Origin of the sequence: Janthinobacterium fluminis (assembly GCF_028595325.1) — a bacterium.
Classification (GTDB): domain Bacteria; phylum Pseudomonadota; class Gammaproteobacteria; order Burkholderiales; family Burkholderiaceae_D; genus Janthinobacterium; species Janthinobacterium fluminis.
Map to the genome: position 1 here is coordinate 363,441 of NZ_JAQQXR010000003.1, position 21,140 is coordinate 384,580.

General features: G+C 66.2%; 16 protein-coding genes. All 16 read left to right on the forward strand.

Features of this window, described 5'->3' with window-relative positions; genetic code table 11:
- Positions 1-43: 43 nt before the first annotated feature.
- The 16 genes from OIK44_RS10280 to OIK44_RS10355 all read left to right on the forward strand — a co-directional run bounded on the left by OIK44_RS10280 (position 44) and on the right by OIK44_RS10355 (position 21,004).
- Positions 44-1,795, forward strand: a complete 1,752-nt coding sequence (locus tag OIK44_RS10280) for a putative porin (protein ID WP_273670649.1) — start codon at positions 44-46, stop codon at positions 1,793-1,795.
- Between the two features lie 10 nt (positions 1,796-1,805).
- Positions 1,806-2,477 (forward strand): hypothetical protein, encoded by a 672-nt coding sequence (locus OIK44_RS10285; protein WP_273670650.1) that lies wholly within the window; start codon positions 1,806-1,808, stop codon positions 2,475-2,477.
- A 69-nt stretch (positions 2,478-2,546) separates the two neighbouring features.
- The gene (locus OIK44_RS10290) at positions 2,547-3,446 is read left to right on the forward strand and encodes a peptidylprolyl isomerase (RefSeq protein ID WP_273670651.1); all 900 of its coding nucleotides are present in this window, start codon (positions 2,547-2,549) and stop codon (positions 3,444-3,446) included.
- 61 nt (positions 3,447-3,507) lie between these two features.
- Positions 3,508-4,011, forward strand: coding sequence for a YbjN domain-containing protein (locus tag OIK44_RS10295; protein ID WP_273670652.1), 504 nt, complete (start codon positions 3,508-3,510; stop codon positions 4,009-4,011).
- 253 nt (positions 4,012-4,264) lie between these two features.
- The gene (locus OIK44_RS10300; protein WP_273670653.1) at positions 4,265-7,369 is read left to right on the forward strand and encodes a DEAD/DEAH box helicase; all 3,105 of its coding nucleotides are present in this window, start codon (positions 4,265-4,267) and stop codon (positions 7,367-7,369) included.
- Positions 7,370-7,508: 139 nt separating this feature from the next.
- Entirely contained in the window at positions 7,509-8,705 is a 1,197-nt protein-coding gene (locus OIK44_RS10305; RefSeq protein ID WP_273670654.1) for a PAS domain-containing sensor histidine kinase, read from the forward strand.
- A gap of 35 nt (positions 8,706-8,740) precedes the next feature.
- Positions 8,741-9,421 (forward strand): response regulator transcription factor, encoded by a 681-nt coding sequence (locus OIK44_RS10310; protein WP_273670655.1) that lies wholly within the window; start codon positions 8,741-8,743, stop codon positions 9,419-9,421.
- A gap of 154 nt (positions 9,422-9,575) precedes the next feature.
- Complete coding sequence (locus tag OIK44_RS10315) at positions 9,576-10,283, forward strand: transposase (RefSeq protein ID WP_273670656.1); 708 nt, start codon at positions 9,576-9,578, stop codon at positions 10,281-10,283.
- Between the two features lie 195 nt (positions 10,284-10,478).
- On the forward strand, positions 10,479-15,194 hold the full coding sequence (locus tag OIK44_RS10320; protein WP_273670657.1) for a glutamate synthase-related protein: 4,716 nt from the start codon (positions 10,479-10,481) through the stop codon (positions 15,192-15,194).
- Between the two features lie 42 nt (positions 15,195-15,236).
- Entirely contained in the window at positions 15,237-16,700 is a 1,464-nt protein-coding gene (locus OIK44_RS10325) for a glutamate synthase subunit beta (RefSeq protein WP_273670658.1), read from the forward strand.
- 352 nt (positions 16,701-17,052) lie between these two features.
- On the forward strand, positions 17,053-17,856 hold the full coding sequence (locus OIK44_RS10330) for an ABC transporter ATP-binding protein (RefSeq protein ID WP_273670659.1): 804 nt from the start codon (positions 17,053-17,055) through the stop codon (positions 17,854-17,856).
- On the forward strand, positions 17,853-18,635 hold the full coding sequence (mlaE, locus tag OIK44_RS10335; protein ID WP_273670660.1) for a lipid asymmetry maintenance ABC transporter permease subunit MlaE: 783 nt from the start codon (positions 17,853-17,855) through the stop codon (positions 18,633-18,635). Before OIK44_RS10330 ends, mlaE begins: the two co-directional genes overlap by 4 nt.
- A gap of 59 nt (positions 18,636-18,694) precedes the next feature.
- Positions 18,695-19,165, forward strand: coding sequence for an outer membrane lipid asymmetry maintenance protein MlaD (mlaD, locus tag OIK44_RS10340; protein ID WP_273670661.1), 471 nt, complete (start codon positions 18,695-18,697; stop codon positions 19,163-19,165).
- A gap of 8 nt (positions 19,166-19,173) precedes the next feature.
- Complete coding sequence (locus tag OIK44_RS10345) at positions 19,174-20,001, forward strand: MlaA family lipoprotein (protein ID WP_273670662.1); 828 nt, start codon at positions 19,174-19,176, stop codon at positions 19,999-20,001.
- Between the two features lie 31 nt (positions 20,002-20,032).
- Entirely contained in the window at positions 20,033-20,674 is a 642-nt protein-coding gene (locus tag OIK44_RS10350) for an MlaC/ttg2D family ABC transporter substrate-binding protein (RefSeq protein WP_273670663.1), read from the forward strand.
- 9 nt (positions 20,675-20,683) lie between these two features.
- The gene (locus OIK44_RS10355) at positions 20,684-21,004 is read left to right on the forward strand and encodes an STAS domain-containing protein (RefSeq protein WP_273670664.1); all 321 of its coding nucleotides are present in this window, start codon (positions 20,684-20,686) and stop codon (positions 21,002-21,004) included.
- Positions 21,005-21,140 lie beyond the last annotated feature (136 nt).

Below are 21,140 nucleotides of genomic sequence, written 5' to 3' on the forward strand. Positions count from 1 at the left end.
CGCCACCCCGGTTTCCGAATCATTTAAATTATTGGACAAAGCGATGAACTCTTTACCCCTCCCCCCACACCGTCCGCGCCGCTTTGCCGCGCTGGCCGTTGCGTCGGCGCTGGCCCTGATGGCGGCGGGCGGCGCCGCCCATGCGCAAACGGCCGCGCCGGCCGAGAGCGCCATGGTGCAATTGATCCGCGGCCTGATCCAGAGCGGCGCCCTGGCCAAGGACGCCGGCGCGGCCCTGCTGGCGCAAGCCCAGACGGAGGCGCTGGCGGCGCAGCAGGCGCAGCGCCAGACGGCCGCCGCCGCGGCGCCGGGCGCCGTCAAGGCCCAGGCCGGCGACGTGCGCGTGCCGTATATTTCCGAGACGGTGCGCGGCCAGATCCGCGACGAGATCAAGGGCGAGGTGATGGCCCAGGCCCGCGCCGAGGGCTGGGCGGCGCCCAACGAGACGCCGGAATGGACCAAGCGCATCCGCGTCGAGGGCGACGTGCGGGCGCGCAGCGAATCGCGCTTCTATGCCGGCAACAACAGCGACATCGAGATCGACTGGCGCTCCCTGAACGCGGGCAGCGGCTACGACGTCAACCAGAATTCCAACCTGGCCCTGCCGGCCCTGCTGAACACCCGCCAGGACCGCAAGAACCTGCTGCGCGCGCGCGCCCGCCTGGGCGTGCTGGCCGACATTTCCCCGCGCACCCACGCCGGCATCCGCCTGGCCACGGGCAGCGACGACAGCGCCGTGTCGACCACGCAGACGCTGGGCGGCGGCCTGGGCAAGAAAAACATCTGGCTCGACCAGGCCTGGTTGTCCTACCAGGCGGCCGACTGGCTGAAGCTGACGGCGGGCCGTTTCGACAGCCCCTTCGTGGCCAGCGACGTGCTGTTTTCCGGCGACCTGAACTTCGACGGCGTGGCCGCCCGCGCCGAGCACAAGCTGGCGGGGCAGGACGTCAAGCTGTTCGGCACGCTGGGCTTGATCCCCCTCGAATACTCGTCCGACAGCGCGCCCAGCCGCAGCCGCAGCAAGCTGTCCAGCCAGAACAAATGGCTGCTCGGCGCGCAACTGGGCGCCCAGTGGAAGATCAACGCCGAGCACACGCTGCGCGCGGCGCTGGCCTATTACGACTTCAAGAACGTCAGCGGTGAATACTCGCTGCCGTGCGCGCTGTACGCGGGCGCCGACGGTTGCAGCACGGACTGGTCGCGCCCCGTGACCATGCAGAAGGGCAATTCGCTGATGTTGTTGCGGAATATCGCGCTGAACCCGCTCGACCCGGCGTCCACGCCGCAGCCGCAGTACACGGGGCTGGCGTCGAAGTTCCAGTTGCTCGACGTGAACCTGCGCTGGGACGGCAAGGTGGCCGGCGGCACCGACCTGCGCGTCGACGCCGACTACGTCTACAACCGCCGCTACAACAAGACCGACATGTGGGCGCGCGCGCCCGGCGGCATCATGAACAACTTTAACGGCACCGGCGGCGTCACGCAGGCCGACTTCCGCAGCGGCGGCAGGGCTTACATGGTGCAGGCGACGCTGGGCAAGGCCAGCCCGGCGCAGCGCGGCGACTGGAACGTGCTGGCCGGCTACAAGCGCATCGAACCGGACGCGCTGCCGGACGCCTACAACGATTCCACCTTCCACGGCGGCGGCACGAACGCGCGCGGCTACTACGTGGGCGGCGCCTATGCGCTCGACAAGAACACCTGGTTCGGCGGGCGCTGGATGGCGACGCGGGAAGTGTTCGGCCCGGCCCATTCGATCGACACGCTGCAGCTTGAGCTGAACACGCGCTTCTAAGGGGAACAGCATGCCGACACGATTGCTTAGCCCTATCGCCGTGGCCGCCGCCCTGCTGCTGGCGGCGCCGGCCCAGGCCCAGAAAGGCCCCAGCATGGAGGAGCGCCTGCGCGCCGAGCTGCGCAACACCATGGCCCAGTTGCAACAGGCGCAAAACCAGCTGGCCGAGCGCAAGGCGCCGGCGCCGGCCGCCGGCCCGTCGCAGGGCGAACTGGCCGGATTGAAGAAGGAACTGGCCCGCAGCCAGGCGCAACTGGCGCAGGAGCGCAAGGGCCGCGGCCAGCAGGACGAGGAGCGGCAGCGCGCCCAGGCGGCGGCCCAGGAGGCGGCCGCGCAGATCGCCCAGTACCGCGCGGCCCAGGAGGGCGCGCTGAAGCAGGCCAGGGCGGCCGAGGCCGAGCGCCAGCGCCTCGACGCCGACGCCGTGGCCCGGCGCGACGTGGTGGCGCGCTGCGAGGCGCAGAACGCGCGGCTGTACGCGGCCGGGCAGGACATCCTGCGCGCCTACGAAAGCCTGGACCTGCTCAGCGTGGCGAGGGCGCGCCAGCCCTTCGCCGCGCAAAGCCGGGTGCGCCTTGAGCAGATCGCCCAGCAGTACGGCGACCGCCTGTACGAAGGCCGTTTCGACGCCCGCGCCGGCGCGCCGGCGGCCCAGCCGGCGGCCCAGCCGGCGGCCCAGTAAGCCGGCATGCCGGCGGCGCGGCCGCCGGCAGTTTTTTTTATACGCACACAGATGAAAGAGAGCATTTCCATGACATTCCACGCGAAAACCCTGGCGCTGGCCGTGAGCGCCCTGTTCGCCTGCGCGGCGCACGCCGCGCCGGCCGCCGACCCGGTGCTGGCCAGCCTCGGGCCGGTGACGATAGGACAGGGCGAGATGGCGCAACTGCTGCAGGGCCTGTCCGACGCCGAGCGCGCCGCCATCAAGGCCGACCGCGCCGGCGTCGAAGCGTGGCTGCGCCAGCGCCTGACGGCTGAGGCGCTGCTGCGCGAAGCGCGCGCCAAGGGCTGGGGCGAGCGCCCCGAGATCAAGGCGCGCGTCGACAGCGCCACGCGCGAGCTGAGCGCCCGCCTGCTCGGCACCAGCTACCTGGAATCGGTGGCGGCGGTCGACGCCGCCTATCCGCCGGACGCCGAACTGGCCGCCGCCTATGAACAGGGCAAGGCCGACTTCGCGCTGCCGGCGCGCTACCGCGTCGCGCAAATCTTCCTGGCCGCGCCCGACGCGGGCGCGCAGGCGAAGCAGCGCGAGGCGGCGAAAAAGCTCGCCGCGCAAGCCCGCTCCGGCGATTTCGCGGCGCTGGCGCGCAGCCAGTCGCAGGAGGCGCGCAGCGCCGCCCAGGGCGGCGAAGTCGGCATGCTGCCGCTGGAGAGCCTGCTGCCGGAATTGCGCGACGGCGTGGCCAAGATGAAGGTCGGCCAGGTCGCCGAGCCGGTGCAGTCGCCGGCCGGCTTCCACATCGTCAAGCTGCTCGGCGTCGAGCCGGCGCGCACCGCGACGCTGGCGGAAATGACGCCGCGTCTGCGCGCGGCCCTGCGCCAGCAACGCCAGCAGCAACTGGCGCAAGCCTACCTGGCCAATCTGGCGCCGGCCGCCAGCCTGACGATAGACGGCGCCGCCCTCGACGCGGCCCTGCAGAAATTGAATTGACGGCGGCCGCACGCCGACGGCGCCCCTTTTTTACCCACCCCCACGACACTGAAAGATGGATATGGAACACACTACACACAGCACCGCCGCCGCCCCAGCCGACCTGTTGACGACGCTGAACGCGGACCAGGTGTCCGACGCGATCAAGGCGGCCGGCTGCGCCGTCACGCGCATCGAACAGGACGGCGTCGTGCACCTGCACAGCGCCAGCCACGGCGTCGGCTTCCAAGTACTGTGGGGCAACGTCGCGGTGCCTGGCCAGTACGCCGACCTGACGCTGAGCTGCCCGCTGCGCGTGCAGGGCGGCGAGCTGCCCGATGGCATCCTCGCCGAATGGCACCGCAGCAAGCGCTTCGCCCGCGTCGCCCAGCACGGCGACTTCCTCGTGCTGGAGATGGACGTGCTGGCGGCGGGCGGCGTCAGCCCGGCCTACCTGGACATCAGCCTGCAGCTGTGGACGCAGATGATGGGCCAGTTCTTCCTGCACCTGCGCAACTTCAGCGCCGCCGCGCCGGCCCCGGCCGCCGCCGCTGAAACGGCCGAAGCCCTGGCCGAAGCCGTTTAATTTCCTTCTGTAAGGCGGCTTGCCGGCCGCCGTCCGGCCTCCCCCCCGGCCCGGCCCGGGGGGCCGGGCCCGGCTTTTCCCCCCTTCTCCCCCCTCCAGCGGCGGCTTGCGAGCGGCCTGTGCGCCACGATCTTGCCAGAATTACATAAAAAACATCGCGCGAACGCGTTTGGATCAAACCAGGAAGTCCGTGATGGCGGATAATATTGCCTGTTGCCGATTTGGATACGACCTTTACACGATAATGCGCCCCATGGATTTGACCCGCGACGAGATCAGTGAACCCACCACCGCCCCGGCCAGCGTGCCGGCGCCGCCCCTGCCGTATGCGCTGGCCAACTGGCTGCAGCGGCTCGACGCGGCCGCGCACCCGAAAGCGCTGCTGACGGCCAGCGAGCCTGACCCCAAGCTGAGCCAGCACCGCCTGATCTATGTGCTGGCGCCGACCAGCGGCGGGCGCCATGTCGCGCTGTGCCTGTACAAGGCGCGTCTGCGGGCGAACGGCGACGTCGCCGCCGCCAGCCCCGTCAGCGAAGTGTTTTCGCTGCTGTCGGCGCCGCCCAGCTTTTTGCTGCCCGGCGACGAAGACCTGGTGCGCTTCTTCGTGGCGATGCGCAGCGGCCAGAATTCCCAGACCGGCAGCGCCACCGAGCCGAAGGGCAAGGTCGGCGCCGCCCTGCTGCAGATGCTGGCCGAGCAGGGCAAGTTGTTGTGGGCCAATTCCTGGGCGGACGTCGGCAACGGCCTCGTCTACCCGCTGCAGGGCGGGCCGCTGCGCCACGCCACGCTGGTGTGGCGCGACGAGGGCAAGCAGATGCGCCTGGGCTGGCAGGTCGAGCCGCCCGAGGGCGTCAAGCACCACGGCGCCGACCAGGTCGACTACATGCTGCCGACCGACCCGCCCTGGTATATCGACAATCTGTCCTGCGGCGTGCTGGCGCTGAACCGCGGCGGCGCCGACATCGCGCTGGCGGAGCTGCAGGCGCTGGTGGCGCAGGCGCCCTTGCTGAACGGCAACGACAAGGTGCGCGTGTCGCAATTGCTGCTGGCGCATGGCTTGCAGCACCTGATGCCGCTGCCGCAGCCGCTGCCGCAGCGCCTGCGCCAGGACGTGCCGGCGCGGCCGGTGCTGGCGCTCGACAGCGCCCTGCTGGCCGACGGCAGCCTGCAGCGCTGGCACGACTTCGCCGTGCTGTCCTACGATTACGACGGCGAGCGCGTCTCGTTCGACCCCTCGCAGCGCGTGGTGCGGCAAATCGGCAATGTCACGGAAATCATCCAGCGCAACGTCGCCGAGGAGGCGGCGGCGCTGGCGGCGCTGGCGGCGCGCGGCTTCGCCAAGCCGGCGGCCTTGCCGCTGAGCGCGCTGAAGGGGGCGCAACTGCTGGCCAGCCAGGCGGCCTGGCTGCGCTTCGCCGACGGCGGCATCGCCGCCCTGCAGGCCGAGGGCTGGCTGGTCGAGAAAAGCGCGAAGTACCGCTACGACGTCAGCGCCGTCGACGACTGGTACGCCGACATCGAGGCGCAGCCGGCCGACAGCGGCAACGCCTGGTTCGAGCTGGAGCTGGGCATCGTCGTCAACCAGAAGCGCGTGCCGCTGCTGCCCGTCCTGGTGCAATTGATACGCAACGCGCCCAACGATTTCAATCCGAAGACCCTGGAGGCGCACGGCGACGCCGACCAGATGCTGGCCACGCTGCCCGACGGCACCCGCGTCGCGCTGCCCTGGGGCCGCGTCAAGCCCATCCTGGCCACGCTGGGCGAATTGTATTTCAGCGACAAGATCAAGACCTCGGTGCGCATGTCGACGCTGGACGCGGCCCGCCTCGACGAGCTGGCGCGCGGGCTGGCGCTGCGCTGGAGCGGCGGCGAGCAGTTGCGCGAAATGGGCCGCAAGCTCAACCAGTTCGGCTCCGTGCAGAAGGTGGCGGCCCCGGCCGGCCTGCAGGCCACGCTGCGCGACTACCAGGCCGACGGCCTGGCATGGATGCAATTCCTGCGCCACTATGATCTGGCCGGCATCCTGGCCGACGACATGGGCCTGGGCAAGACGGTGCAGACGCTGGCCCACATCCTCGTCGAGAAGGAGGCCGGGCGCCTGACGAATCCGGCGCTGGTGATCGCGCCGACCAGCCTGATGGGCAACTGGCAGGACGAGGCGGCCCGCTTCGCCCCCGGCCTGCGCGTGTTGCTGCTGCAGGGCAAGGACCGTATGCAGCAGTTCGACCAGATCGCCGACTGCGACCTGGTGCTGACCACCTACGCGCTGCTGCCGCGCGACGAGGAAAAGCTGCGCGAGCACGACTTCCACCTGGTGATCCTGGACGAGTCGCACTACATCAAGAACACCCGCTCGAAGGCGGCGCAAAGCGCCGGCCTGCTGCGCGCGCGGCACCGCCTCTGCCTGTCCGGCACGCCGCTGGAAAACCACCTGGGCGAGCTGTGGTCGCAGTTCCACTTCCTGCTGCCCGGCCTGCTGGGCGACGAAAAAAGCTTCAACGGCCAGTTCCGCCACCCGATCGAGCGCCAGGACGACCCGCTGCGGCGGCAGTTGCTGAACCGCCGCATCAAGCCCTTCCTGCTGCGCCGCACCAAGGACAATGTCGCCAAGGAATTGCCGCCGAAGACGGAAATGGTGCGCAAGGTCGAACTGACGGGGCCGCAGCGCGACCTGTACGAGACGGTGCGGCTGGCGATGGACCAGAAGGTCCGCGAGGAAATCGACAAGAAGGGTGTGGCGCGCAGCCAGATCGTCATCCTGGAGGCGCTGCTGAAGCTGCGCCAGGTCTGTTGCGACCCGCGTCTGGTGAAGTCGCTGCCGTCGAAAAAGCAGACGGCCGGCTCGGCCAAGCTGATCGACCTGATGCAGATGGTCGAGGATTTGCTCGATGAAAACCGCAAGATCCTGGTCTTCTCGCAATTCACCAGCATGCTGGAATTGATAGAGGAAGAGCTGGACGCGCGCGACATCCCCTACGCCCTGCTGACCGGCGACACCAAGGACCGTTCGGCCCAGGTGGCGGCGTTCCAGCAGGGCGCCGTGCCGATCTTCCTGATCAGCCTGAAGGCGGGCGGCGTCGGCCTGAACTTGACGGCGGCCGACACCGTCATCCACTACGACCCGTGGTGGAACCCGGCGGCCGAGAACCAGGCCACCGACCGCGCCTGGCGCATCGGCCAGGACAAGCCCGTGTTCGTCTATAAGCTGATCGCCAAGGGCACGCTGGAAGAGAAGATACAGTTGCTGCAGCAAAAGAAATCGGAACTGGCGCAATCCATCCTGGTCGAGGGCGAAGCGCAGAAAATGGCCTTGACCCAGGAAGACTTGCAGCAAATTTTTGCGCCCCTGTCCGATTAACGGCTATGCTGGGGGGCGGCCGCGACAATAAGAGGCCGCCGGCGCCTCGACAAGCGGCCTGCGGAACGGGCCGGCGACTGCGGCGCCGGCCGCCGCATCCGGTTGCGGCGCGCCGTCCCTATCATGAAAGCGAATGCCCATGCCCTATTTGATCTTGTTGGCCGGTGCCGTCGCCCTGTTGCTGTGGCGCCTGGTGCAACTGCGCGCGGCGCTGCTGCGCGCGCGCGCCGGCGAGGCCCGTTTCCGCCTGCTGGCCGAGCATAGCGTCGACGCCGGCTGGATACTCGACTGCGCCAGCGCCGAGCTGCTGTACATCGGCCCGGCGGCGCAGCGCCTGCTCGGCTACGACGCCGGCGAACTGTCGGCGCTGGCGCGGCAGCTGGCCGCCGACCTGCCCGAGCGCATCCGACGCCTGGACGGCGGCGACGCCAGCCGCCGGCAATTGCTGCGCCGCCTGGAACAGGCGCACAAGGACGGCCATATGATGGCGCTGGAAGTGACGTCGACGCTGGTCGACGACGCGGCCGGCCGGCCCGCCACCCTGGTCGGCGTGATCCGCGACGCCAGCGCCGCGCGCGCCCAGGAGCAGGCCCAGCAACGCTTCGCCGCGATGCTGTCGCACGAGTTCCGCACGCCGCTGGCGACCATCGACGGCGCCATCCAGCGCCTGGAAATGAGCGCGGCCGCGGCCGACGAGCCCACCCGCAAGCGCTACCGCAAGATCCAGACGGCCGTCGAGCGCCTGCTGGCGCTGATCGACGAATACCTGTCGCCGGAGCGCATGGCCAGCATCGGCCGCCAGCGCCAGGCCGACAGCGTCGCGCCGCAGGCGCTGCTGGAGGCCGCCGCCGCCCAGTTCAACTCGGCGGCGCACCCGGTCACGCTGCGCACGGCCGGGCTGCCGGCCTTCCTGCGCTGCGACCCCGAAGGCATGCGCCTGTGCCTGAAAATTTTGCTCGACAATGCCTGCGCCTACACGCCGGCCGGTACGCCGGTCGAGCTGACGGGCCGGCCGGCGGCCGAGGGCGGCCTCGAATTCTGCGTGCTCGACAGCGGCCCCGGCGTGCCCGAGGACGAATTGGCGCGCATCTTCGACAAGGGTTTCCGCGGCAGCGGGGCCGGCGCGCGGCAAGGTTCCGGGCTGGGCCTGTATATGGCGCGGGCCGTGTTGGACGTGCATGGAGGCAATTTAACCGTACAGAACCGACCCGAAGGGGGCGCCGCTTTCCGTATTTGGCTGCCCTTCTCCAGCGATACCGGGAAAAACCTTGCGTCGGCCGATTGCAACAGTGATAATTCCTTGACGCAAACAGAGGCCGGCATCCATCAGAGCTGAGGCGGTTTGCTCACTAACCGAAAAATGGCGCAGCAATGACGAAAATATTGATCGTCGAAGACAATCTGGACTATGCCGAAGACATGGCAGAGTTTTTGACGGAGCTCGAACACGAAGTCCATATCACCAGCTCGGCCGGGGATATGTGGGCGGCCTTGAGCCAGGGCAATGTCGGTGTCGTCGTGCTCGATCTTGGCTTGCCCGACGAGGACGGCTTCAACGTGATTCCGCGCATGCGCCAACTGTATCCGCAGATCGGCGTGCTGGTGCTGACGGGCCGGGTGGCGTTCGACAGCCGCATCCTCGGCCTGCGTTTGGGCGCCGACCATTATCTGACCAAGCCGATCAAGTTCCCCGAGCTGGCCGCCCATATCGAGGCGCTGGACCGCCGCGTCGGGCCGCAAGACCCCCTGCCGATGCCGGGCAAGTGGACGCTGAAAGTGAGCGCGCGCCAGCTTGAGCTGATGGGGGCCGTCATCGCCCTGACGGAAAAAGAGTTCAACTTCCTGCACTTGCTGACGATTAATACCCGTCCCGTGCCGCGCGACGTCATCGTCGCCGGCATGGGCGGCGACGACCCGGACGCGGGGCGCCGCGTCGACATGCTGGTGTACCGGCTGCGCAAGAAGGCGCGCAGCGGGCTGGGCCAGGACTTGCCGCTGCGCAGCGCGTATGGCGAGGGCTACAGCCTGTCGACCAGCTTCAATCTGTCGTAGGCCAAAGGCGCAAGGCCGGCGGCCGGCGTCGTTTTCATGCCGCCGCCGTAAAAAGGGACAGAGTCGCGGCGTTTTTCCCCATCTGCAAATAAAATAGGGACAGAGTCGCATTTGTGCGTAAAATTGTGCCATCCACCGCTCATTTTTTACGCATATGGCCCGCCTTCCCCGCCTCATCCTGCCTGCCCAGCCGCATTACGTCGTACAACGCGGCAACAATGGCCAGTTCATCTTCTACGACGCCGCCGACTACGTCGCCTTCCTCGGCTGGCTGCGCACGGCCGCGAAAACCTTCAAGGTCGCCGTCCACGCCTATGTCTTGATGCCGGAACAGCTGCATTTGCTGGTGTCACCGGCCGACGCGGGCGGACTGGGCCAGATGATGCAGTGGCTGGGGCGCTATTACGTGCCCTACTTCAACCAGAAATACCAACGCAGCGGCACCCTGTGGCAGGGGCGCTATAAAACCTCGCTGATCGACCCGGAAAACTACCTGCTGAGCTGCAGCCGCTACCTGGAATTCACCCCCGTCGGCGCCGGCCTGGCGGCGCGCCCGCTCGATTACGCCTGGTCCAGCTACGCCCACCACGTCGGCGTGCGGCCCGACCCCATCATCACCGACCATCCCCTGTATTGGGCGCTGGGCAACACGCCGTTCGACCGCGAAGCGGCCTATCTGAGGCTGACGGAGCAGTCGCTGGGCGCCGACGCCGTGCGCACCGTGGAAAAAGCCGTGCTCAAGGGCTGGCCGCTGGGCTCCGAGCAGTTCAAGACGGCGCTGGAACAGCGCCTGAAGCGCCAGGTATTGCCGGCGAAACGGGGACGGCCATTCAAAACGGTTGAAAAAATCGCCGCGGACTGATTTTCAAGGACGCCGGACGGGCCGGATTTGTCAAAAAATCCGGTTTTTTTGAAAACCGCCTTACTCTGTCCCTATTTAATTTTTTGAGCGACGCGGCGTAAATTAATTCGACTCCGACCCTATTTATTCCGGTTGAGTTTTCTGCTGCATTGCACTAATCTAGTTTTTCGATTTCAGAACGCGGTGGAGAAACTCATGATTGCTCAAGGTTTGTACGATCCTTCCAACGAACACGATGCCTGCGGCGTCGGTTTCGTCGCCCATATCAAGGGCAACAAGACCCATTCCATCGTTGAGCAGGGCCTGCTGATCCTGAAGAACCTGGACCACCGGGGCGCCGTCGGCGCGGACGCGCTGATGGGCGACGGCGCCGGCATCCTGATCCAGATCCCCGACCAGTACTACCGCGACGAAATGGCGGCCCAGGGCGTGGAATTGCCGCCGCCCGGGGAATATGGCGTCGGCATGGTCTTCCTGCCGAAGGAAAACGCCTCGCGCATCGCCTGCGAGCAGGAAATCGAGCGCGCCGTGCGCATCGAAGGCCAGGTCGTGTTGGGCTGGCGCAACGTGCCGGTCGACTGCGACATGCCGATGTCGCCGACCGTGCGGGCGAAGGAGCCGGTGATACGCCAGATTTTCATCGGCCGCGGCCCGGACATCATGGTCACCGACGCGCTGGAGCGCAAACTGTATGTGATCCGCAAATCGTCGGGCCACGCCATCCAGGCCTTGAAACTGCTGCACGGCAAGGAATTCTTCGTGCCGTCGATGTCGGCGCGCACCATCGTGTACAAGGGCCTGCTGCTGGCCGACCAGGTCGGCGTCTATTACAAGGACTTGCAGGACGCCCGCTGCATTTCGGCGCTGGCGCTGGTGCACCAGCGCTTCTCGACCAATACCTTCCCCGAGTGGCCGCTGTCGCACCCCTACCGTTTGATCGCGCATAACGGCGAGATCAACACCGTCAAGGGCAATTTCAACTGGATGCGGGCGCGCGAGGGCGTCATGAAGTCGGCCGTGCTGGGCGACGACCTGCACAAGCTGTTCCCCTTGATCTACGAGGGCCAGTCCGACACGGCCTGCTTCGACAATGCGCTGGAACTGCTGTTGATGGCCGGCTATCCGATCGCCCAGGCGATGATGATGATGATCCCGGAGGCGTGGGAAAACCACACGACGATGGACGACAACCGCCGCGCCTTCTATGAATACCACGCGGCGATGATGGAGCCGTGGGACGGCCCGGCCGCGATGGCCTTCACGGACGGCCGCCACATCGGCGGCACGCTGGACCGCAACGGCCTGCGCCCGGCCCGCTACATCGTCACCGACGACGACCTGGTCGTGATGGCCTCGGAATCGGGCGTGCTGCCCATCCCGGAATCGAAGATCATCCAGAAATGGCGTTTGCAGCCGGGCAAGATGTTCTTGATCGACCTCGAAGCGGGCCGCATCATCGACGATAAAGAGCTCAAGGACATGTATTCGAACGCCAAGCCCTACAAGGCCTGGATCAATTCGGTGCGCATCAAGCTCAATGAAATCAAGCTCAGCGAAAGCCAGTTGGCGCACAACCGCGTCAAGTACGCCACGGCGCCCGGCGAGAAGGCCCTGCCCTCCGTGCTGGACCGCCAGCAGGCGTTCGGCTACACCCAGGAAGACTTGAAGTTCCTGATGGCGCCGATGGCCGTCGCCGGCGAGGAGGCGACCGGCTCGATGGGCAACGATTCGCCGCTGGCCGTGATGTCGAACAAGCTCAAGCCGCTGTACAACTACTTCAAGCAATTGTTCGCCCAGGTGACGAACCCGCCCATCGACCCGATCCGCGAGGCGATGGTGATGTCGCTGGTGTCCTTCATCGGGCCGAAGCCGAACCTGCTCGACACGAATAACGTGAACCCGCCGATGCGCCTGGAAGTGGCGCAGCCGGTGCTCGGTTTCGACGACATGGCGCGGCTGCGCAACATCAGCCTGCATACGGGCGGCAAGTTCAAGGCTTATGAGTTGAACATCTGCTATCCGCTGGCCTGGGGCAAGGAAGGCGTCGAAGCCTGCCTCGCCTCGCTGTGCGCCGAGGCGGTCGACGCGGTGAAGTCCGGCCACAACATCCTGATCGTCTCGGACCGCACGATCTGCGCCGATCAAGTCGCCATCCCCGCGCTTCTGGCGACATCGACCGTGCATCAGCACCTGGTCAGCAAGGGTTTGCGGGCTTCCACCGGGCTCGTCGTGGAAACCGGCTCGGCGCGCGAGACGCACCACTTCGCGCTGCTGGCCGGCTACGGCGCGGAAGCCGTCCACCCCTATCTGGCGATGGAAACGCTGATGGAGATGGCGCAGGGCTTGCCGGGCGACTTGTCGGGCGAGACGGCCGTCTACAACTACACGAAGGCCATCGGCAAGGGTTTGATGAAGGTGATGTCGAAGATGGGCATCTCGACCTATATGTCGTATTGCGGCGCGCAGATTTTCGAGGCGATCGGCTTGAACAAGTCGCTGGTCGACAAATACTTCCGCGGCACGGCCTCGAACGTCGAGGGCATCGGCGTGTTCGAGGTGGCCGAGGAGGCGCTGCGCCTGCACGCGCTGGCCTTCGGCGACGACCCCCTGCTGGCGAACCGGCTCGACGCCGGCGGCGAGTACGCCTTCCGCGTGCGCGGCGAGGAGCATATGTGGACGCCGGACGCGATCGCCAAGCTGCAGCATGCGACCCGCAGCAACAATTTCTCCAGCTATAAGGAGTACGCGCAGATCATCAACGACCAGAGCCGCCGCCACCTGACCTTGCGCGGCCTGTTCGAGTTCAAGCTCGACCCGTCCAAGGCCATCCCGCTCGACGAGGTCGAGCCGGCCAAGGAAATCGTCAAGCGTTTCGCCACCGGCGCCATGTCGCTGGGCTCGATCAGCACCGAGGCGCACGCCACGCTGGCCGTGGCGATGAACCGCATCGGCGGTAAGTCGAACACGGGCGAGGGCGGCGAAGACCCGAACCGCTATGTGATGGAATTGAAGGGCATTCCCATCAAGCAGGGCGAGACGATGGCCTCCGTCGTCGGCGCCGAGCAGATCGTCGTCGACATCCCCTTGCAGGCGGGCGACTCGCTGCGCTCGCGCATCAAGCAGGTGGCGTCCGGCCGCTTCGGCGTGACGGCGGCCTACCTGAACTCGGCCGACCAGATCCAGATCAAGATGGCGCAGGGCGCGAAACCGGGCGAAGGCGGCCAGTTGCCCGGCCATAAGGTGTCCGAATACATCGCCAGCCTGCGCTTCTCCGTGCCGGGCGTGGGGCTGATCTCGCCGCCGCCGCACCACGACATCTATTCGATCGAAGACCTGGCGCAACTGATCCATGATTTGAAGAACGCCAATCCGCGCGCCTCGATCTCCGTCAAGCTGGTGTCCGAGGTGGGCATCGGCACCGTCGCCGCCGGCGTCACCAAGGCCAAGGCCGACCACGTCGTCGTCGCCGGCCATGACGGCGGCACGGGCGCCTCGCCGCTGTCCTCGGTCAAGCACGCCGGCACGCCGTGGGAGCTGGGCCTGGCCGAAACCCAGCAGACGCTGGTGTTGAACGGCTTGCGCAGCCGCATCCGCGTGCAGGCCGACGGCCAGATGAAAACCGGCCGCGACGTCGTCATCGCCGCCCTGCTGGGCGCCGACGAGATCGGTTTTGCGACGGCGCCGCTGGTCGTCGAGGGTTGCATCATGATGCGCAAATGCCATCTGAACACCTGCCCCGTCGGCGTCGCCACGCAAGACCCCGTGCTGCGCGCCAAGTTCTCCGGCAAGCCGGAGTATGTCGTCAACTACTTCTTCTTCGTCGCCGAAGAGGCGCGCCAGTTGATGGCGCAGCTGGGCATCCGCAGTTACGACGAGCTGATCGGCCGGGTCGAGCTGCTCGACAAGTCGAAGGCCATCGCCCACTGGAAGGCCAAGGGCCTGGATTTCTCGGCCATCTTCCACAAGCCGGCCCTGGCCGCCGGGCAAGCCACGCGCCACGTCGAGCAGCAAGACCACGCGCTGGAAAAGGCCCTCGACCACAAGCTGATCGCGCAAGCCCGCGCGGCGCTGGAAAAAGGCGAGCGCGTCTCCTTCATCTCGCCGGTGCGCAACGTCAACCGCACCGTCGGCACCATGCTGTCGGGCGAGGTGGCGAAGAAGTACGGCCACGCCGGTTTGCCCGACGACACCATCCACATCCAGTTGCAAGGCACGGCCGGCCAGTCGGCCGCCGCCTTCCTGGCGCACGGCATCACGCTCGACCTGGTCGGCGAGGGCAACGACTATGTCGGCAAGGGCTTGTCGGGCGGCCGCATCATCGTGCGGCCGAACACCGAGTTCCGCGGCTGGGCGGTGGACAACATCATCGTCGGCAACACCGTGCTGTACGGCGCCATCGCCGGCGAAGCCTTCTTCAACGGCGTGGCCGGCGAGCGCTTCGCGGTGCGCAACTCGGGCGCGACGGCGGTCGTCGAGGGCCTGGGCGACCACGGCTGCGAATACATGACCGGCGGCACCGTCGTCGTGCTGGGCGCGACGGGGCGCAATTTCGCCGCCGGCATGTCGGGCGGCATCGCCTACGTCTACGACGCGCTGGGCGACTTCGCCAAGCGCTGCAACACCGCGATGGTCAGCCTGGAACCGGTGCTGAGCAGCGCCGAGCAGCAGCTCGACCGGGCCTCCTGGCACAGCCAGCACCGCGACGGCGAGCCGGAGGCGGACGAGGCGATCCTGAAACGCTTGATCGAGCGCCACTTCAAGCACACCGGCAGCACGCGCGCCCGCTTCCTGCTCGACGACTGGGGCCAGGCGCGCAGCAAATTCGTCAAGGTCTTCCCGAGCGAATACCAGCGCGCGCTGATCGAGATGGCCGAGAACGCCGGCATGGAAGTGCAGCCGATCGCCGCGTAAGCGAGCGCGACATTGACCTAGCAACAGATTAAAGGATTTATCGTGGGTAAAATCACCGGCTTTATGGAATTCAAGCGTCAGGAAGAGGGCTATCTGCCGCCTGCCGCGCGCCTCAAGAACTACCAGGAATTCGTGCTGCACCTGTCCAACGAGCAGGCGACGGCCCAGGGCGCCCGCTGCATGGATTGCGGCATCCCCTTCTGCACGACGGGCTGCCCGGTCAACAACATCATCCCGGACTGGAACGACCTGGTGTACCGCGGCAATTACCGCGAAGCCCTAGACGTGCTGCATTCGACCAATAACTTCCCCGAGTTCACGGGCCGCATCTGCCCGGCGCCCTGCGAGTCGGCCTGTACGCTGGGCATCAACGAAGACCCGGTCGGCATCAAGTCGATCGAGCACAAGATCATCGACATGGCTTGGGAGCACGGCTGGGTGGCGCCGCAGCCGGCCGGCTTCAGCACCGGCAAGAAAATCGCCGTCGTCGGCTCCGGCCCGGCCGGCCTGGCCGCGGCCCAGCAACTGGCGCGCGCCGGCCACGCCGTCACCGTGTTCGAGAAAAGCGATCGCGTCGGCGGTTTGCTGCGCTACGGCATTCCCGACTTCAAGATGGAGAAAGCGCATATCGACCTGCGCGTCAAGCAGATGGAGGCGGAGGGCGTGGTCTTCCGCACCAGCGTGCTGGTCGGCAAGGACTTCCCCGCCAACGTCAACAACTGGGCCAAGGAAACGATCTTCCCCGAGGATTTGGAAAAAGACTATGACGCCGTCATCATCGCCGGCGGCGCCGAGCAGCCGCGCGACCTGCCGGTGCCGGGGCGCGAGCTGAAGGGCGTGCATTTCGCGATGGACTTCCTGCCGCAGCAAAACAAGGTCAACGCCGGCGACAAGGTCAAGGAGCAGATCAAGGCCGGCGGCAAGCACGTCGTCGTCATCGGCGGCGGCGACACCGGCTCGGACTGCGTCGGCACGTCGAACCGCCACGGCGCCGCGTCGGTGGCCCAGTTCGAGCTGATGCCGCAACCGCCCGAGCGGGAAAACAAGCCGCTGGTGTGGCCGTACTGGCCGACCAAGCTGCGCACCTCGTCCTCGCACGAGGAGGGCTGCGAGCGCGACTGGGCCGTGGCGACCAAGCGTTTCGAGGGCAAGGGCGGCAAGGTGGAAAAGCTGATCGCCTGCCGCGTCGAATGGAAGGACGGCAAGATGAGCGAGGTGCCCGACTCGGAATTCGAGATGAAGGCCGACCTGGTCTTGCTGGCGATGGGCTTCGTGTCGCCGGTGCAACAGGTGCTGGATGCCTTCGGCGTGGAAAAAGATGCGCGCGGCAACGCCAAGGCCAGCACGGATGGCGCCGGCTGCTATCAAACCTCGGCGCCTAACGTGTTCGCGGCCGGCGACATGCGCCGCGGCCAGTCGCTGGTGGTCTGGGCCATCCGCGAGGGACGCCAGTGCGCCCGCGCCGTCGACGAGTTCCTGATGGGCGCCTCGCTGCTGCCGCGCTGATTGTTGTAAAAAAACGACGGCAACGGGGCGCGGCCGGACTTGTCCGGCCCGCCGCGCCGCCGTTGGGCTTGTCAAGGCGCCATGTTTGCCATATCCGCCTCCTTTCCGCGCTTTTTTCTTAAAAAATCGACAATTTCCCGTTTTTTCTTCCCGCGCGCGCCACTCGGCGCGCGAAATTGCGCTGTGGAAATTTAATGCCCGCATTGCGGCGCAACATTTTTTACGAAAAATATCTGACTTTTCGTTCATTAGTCCTGTATCCTGCGTCTTTCGACGGCCGGAAAAGCGGGGCCGTCAGCAGAGATTGGCGTTTCTGCACTACAATACGCCATTAAAAATAATGAGTCTCGTCGTGCCAAATCTTGTCGAAATACGCGATCTACACTTTGCCTATGGAGAGCGGGCCATCTTGTCCGGCCTCCAGATGGACTTTCCACGTGGAAAAGTTGTGGCCGTCATGGGCGGTTCCGGCAGCGGCAAGACGACGGTGTTGCGCCTGATCGGCGGCCAGTTGCGCCCCAGCTCGGGCGCCGTCAACGTCGACGGCCAGATCGTCCACGCGCTGGGCACGGCGCAGTTGTACCAGTTGCGCCGCAAGATGGGCATGCTGTTCCAGCACGGCGCCCTGTTCACCGACCTGACGGCCTTCGAGAACGTCGCCTTCCCGCTGCGCGAGCACACGGACTTGCCGGAAGAGTTGATCCGCAGCCTGGTGCTGATGAAATTGCACGCCGTCGGCCTGCGCAACGCCGCCCAGCTGAAGCCGGCCGAGATTTCCGGCGGCATGGGCCGGCGCGTCGCGCTGGCGCGCGCCATCGCCCTCGACCCGGAACTGATCATGTACGACGAGCCCTTCGCCGGCCTGGACCCGATTTCGATGGGCGTGGCGGCCAATCTGATCCGCAATCTGAACGACGCCCTCGGCTCCACGTCCATCCTGGTGTCGCACGACGTCAAGGAATGCTTCGCCATCGCCGACTATGTGTATTTCCTGTCGTCGGGGAAAATCGTCGCCCACGGCACGCCGGCCGAGATGGCCGCCTCGGACCACCCGTATGTCAAGCAATTCGTCCACGCCGAGGCCGACGGCCCCGTGCCCTTCCACTATCCGGGGCGCTCGCTGGCCGACGACCTGGGCCTGGGGAAACGCGCATGATCGTCAATTTCCTCGCCGCCATCGGCGCCTGGCTGCGCCACACCCTGGTCGAACTGGGTTTCACGACGCGCTTCTTCTTCACCCTGCTGGGCGCCTCGGGCGGCGTGCTGCGCCGGCCGCGCCTGCTGAGCGGGCAGTTGTTTTTTGTCGGTAACTATTCGCTGCTGATCATCGTTGTCTCCGGCCTGTTCGTCGGCATGGTGCTGGGCTTGCAGGGTTATTACACCTTGAATAAATACGGCTCCGAGCAGGCGCTGGGCCTGCTGGTGGCCCTGTCGCTGACGCGCGAACTGGGGCCCGTCGTCACCGGCCTGCTGTTCGCCGGCCGGGCCGGCACCTCGCTGACGACGGAAATCGGTTTGATGAAGGCCGGCGAGCAATTGTCGGCGATGGAAATGATGGCCGTGAATCCGATCCAGCGCGTGCTGGCGCCGCGTTTCTGGGCCGGCGTCATCGCCATGCCCTTGTTGCAGGGCATTTTCACGGCGGTCGGCATCTTCGGCGCCTACCTGGTCGGCGTGCAATTGATCGGCGTCGACGAGGGCTCGTTCTGGTCGCAGATGCAAAGCGGCGTGGATATCTGGAAAGATATCGCCAACGGCTTCGTCAAGAGCCTGGTGTTCGGCATCGCCATCACCTTTATCGCGCTGTACCAGGGTTACCAGGCCCAGCCGACGCCGGAAGACGTCGCCGGCGCGACCACGCGCACGGTGGTGATTTCCTCGCTGATGGTGTGGTGGCTGGATTTCGTGATGACGGCGTTGATGTTCAGCAAGTAATCGAATCGGATGGCAGCCACGCGAGGCTGTGGATGCAAAAAATCATTTAGGATAGCTTTATGCAACGTAAATCATTGGATGTGTGGGTGGGCCTGTTTGTCGTGCTCGGCGTCGTGGCGCTGATGTTCCTGGCCCTGAAGGCGGGCAATATGAGCACGCTCTCCTTCGCCAAGACCTATGCCGTGACGGCCAAGTTCGACAACATCGGCGGCCTGCGCCCCCAGGCGGCCGTCAAGGGCGCCGGCGTCGTCGTCGGCCGTGTGGCGAAGATCAGCTTCGACGACAAGCATTACCAGGCCCTCGTGACGCTGAACCTCGAAGAGGGGTATAAATTCCCCAAGGATAGCTCGGCGAAGATCTTGACGGCCGGTCTGTTGGGCGAGCAATACATCGGCATCGAGGCGGGCGGCGACGTCAACAATCTGGTCGCCGGCGACAAAATCAGCAGGACGCAATCGGCCACGGTGCTGGAAGACCTGATCAATCAGTTCATCTATAGCAAGGCGGCCGAGGGAAAGGATAGCAAATGAGCCATATCATGACAGTTTCCGGGCTGCGCAGTCTCGGCCTGGCCGTGGCCGCCGCCGCCGCGCTGAGCGGTTGCGCCACCTCGGGCAACCCGCGCGACCCCCTGGAGGGCTTCAACCGCGCCATGTTCAAGTTCAACGACACGGTCGACCAGGCTGCCCTGAAGCCGGCCGCCACCGTCTACAAGTCGGTGCTGCCGTCCTTCGTGCAAACGGGCGTGGGCAACTTCTTCGGCAACCTGGCCGACGTCTGGAGCGCCGCCAACAACCTGATGCAGGGCAAGGGCGAGGCCGGCATGTCCGATTTCACCCGTGTGATGCTCAATTCCAGTTTTGGTATACTGGGCTTGCTGGACATCGCCTCGGAAGCCGGTTTGCCCAAGCACAGCGAGGATTTCGGCCAGACCCTCGGTTACTGGGGCGTCAAATCCGGTCCCTACCTGATGTTGCCGCTGCTGGGGCCGTCGACCCTGCGCGACACGGCCGGTTTGCCGCTCGATATCATGGCCGACCCCTGGCGCTACAAGGAGCCGAATTATTTGCGCAACATCGGCATCGCCACGCGCGTCGTCGACAAGCGCGCCTATCTGTTGGACGCCTCGAACCTGATGGAAGAGGCGGCGCTGGACCGTTACGAATTTGTCCGCGACAGCTTCCTGCAACTGCGTGAAAGCAAGGTCTTCGACGGCGAAGGCAATCCGCGCACCCGCAAGAACGCCAAGCAGGCCGCGGTCGAGGCGCCCGAGCCGATTGCCGATGCGGCGGCGCCCTTGTCGTCCGAAGCGCTCCCCGAGGAGTTAACCACGGACACGCCGGCCGAGCACAACGCCGGCCTGTGAGCCGGCAGACTATTACATTTAAGGTAAATACATGAAATTACTCAAACAACTCATCAGCGCCGCCGCGATGGCCCTCGCCTTCGGCGCGCAGGCCGCCGCCCCCGCGGCCGAGGCGCCGGACGCCCTGGTCAAACGCATCAGCCAGGAAGTGATCGACACGGCCAAGTCCGACAAGGAAATCCAGGCCGGCAACCAGAAGCGCGTGATGGATCTGGTCGAATCGAAGATCCTGCCCTACGTGGATTTCCAGCGCATGACGGCGCTGGCGGCCGGCCGCTACTGGCGCGACGCCAGCCCCGAGCAGCAGAAGCAGCTGGCCGCGGAATTCCGCACCCTGCTCGTCTTCACCTACTCGGGCGCGCTGTCGCAGATCAAGAATGAAACCGTGGAATTCAAGCCCCTGCGCGCCGATCCGGGCGACACGGAAGTGGAAGTGCGTTCCCAGGTGAACGTGGCGCGCGGCGAGCCGGTCGTGCTGAACTACCGCGTCGCCAAGGCGCCGACGGGCTGGAAGATCTACGACATCAACGTGCTGGGCGCCTGGCTGGTCGAGACCTACAAAGGCAGTTTTGCCAGCGAAATCAGCAAATCCGGCATCGACGGCTTGATCAAGACCTTGTCCGAAAAGAACAAGAAACTGGCCAGCCGCCCAGCCAAAACCAACGCCAAATAATTCTTCGCCATGCCAGACTCCCTCGATACCCTGCAATCGCTGACTTCGCTTACCGTGCACAACGCCAAAGCGGCCCTGGCGCAGGGCGTCGACGCCATCCAGTCGGGGCAGACCGTGTTTGACCTGCGCAACGTCAAGCAGGTCGACTCGGCCGCCGTGTCGGTGCTGCTGGCGTGGCAGCGCGCCGCCGTCAAGGCCGGCGCGAAGCTGGACGTGCGCAACCTGCCGGACAAGCTGCAGAGCCTGACCAAACTGTATGGCGTATGCGCGCTGGTTTCCAGCGCCCAGGACGGCGCCCAGGCCAGCCCGGCCGATCTGCACCACCATTGACCCCCGCCCCACTCCCCGCTCCACGCCGGTAATTGCCGGTTCGACTCTGACGGGTCGGATTTCAAATATAATTGACTGTTGCACCGCAGGCGGCCGCGTTTAGGCTGGCCATGCCGGCTGATGCCGCGCGTACCTG

What these genes read in the sequence shown, in the direction of transcription:
- OIK44_RS10350 (WP_273670663.1), top strand. Translation starts at nt 20,033, where the DNA reads ATGAAATTACTCAAACAACTCATCAGCGCCGCCGCGATGGCCCTCGCC.
- OIK44_RS10345 (WP_273670662.1), top strand. Translation starts at nt 19,174, where the DNA reads ATGACAGTTTCCGGGCTGCGCAGTCTCGGCCTGGCCGTGGCCGCCGCC.
- OIK44_RS10355 (WP_273670664.1), top strand. Translation starts at nt 20,684, where the DNA reads ATGCCAGACTCCCTCGATACCCTGCAATCGCTGACTTCGCTTACCGTG.
- OIK44_RS10320 (WP_273670657.1), top strand. Translation starts at nt 10,479, where the DNA reads ATGATTGCTCAAGGTTTGTACGATCCTTCCAACGAACACGATGCCTGC.
- OIK44_RS10300 (WP_273670653.1), top strand. Translation starts at nt 4,265, where the DNA reads ATGGATTTGACCCGCGACGAGATCAGTGAACCCACCACCGCCCCGGCC.
- OIK44_RS10280 (WP_273670649.1), top strand. Translation starts at nt 44, where the DNA reads ATGAACTCTTTACCCCTCCCCCCACACCGTCCGCGCCGCTTTGCCGCG.
- OIK44_RS10315 (WP_273670656.1), top strand. Translation starts at nt 9,576, where the DNA reads ATGGCCCGCCTTCCCCGCCTCATCCTGCCTGCCCAGCCGCATTACGTC.
- mlaD (WP_273670661.1), top strand. Translation starts at nt 18,695, where the DNA reads ATGCAACGTAAATCATTGGATGTGTGGGTGGGCCTGTTTGTCGTGCTC.
- OIK44_RS10290 (WP_273670651.1), top strand. Translation starts at nt 2,547, where the DNA reads ATGACATTCCACGCGAAAACCCTGGCGCTGGCCGTGAGCGCCCTGTTC.
- OIK44_RS10310 (WP_273670655.1), top strand. Translation starts at nt 8,741, where the DNA reads ATGACGAAAATATTGATCGTCGAAGACAATCTGGACTATGCCGAAGAC.
- mlaE (WP_273670660.1), top strand. Translation starts at nt 17,853, where the DNA reads ATGATCGTCAATTTCCTCGCCGCCATCGGCGCCTGGCTGCGCCACACC.
- OIK44_RS10285 (WP_273670650.1), top strand. Translation starts at nt 1,806, where the DNA reads ATGCCGACACGATTGCTTAGCCCTATCGCCGTGGCCGCCGCCCTGCTG.
- OIK44_RS10305 (WP_273670654.1), top strand. Translation starts at nt 7,509, where the DNA reads ATGCCCTATTTGATCTTGTTGGCCGGTGCCGTCGCCCTGTTGCTGTGG.
- OIK44_RS10295 (WP_273670652.1), top strand. Translation starts at nt 3,508, where the DNA reads ATGGAACACACTACACACAGCACCGCCGCCGCCCCAGCCGACCTGTTG.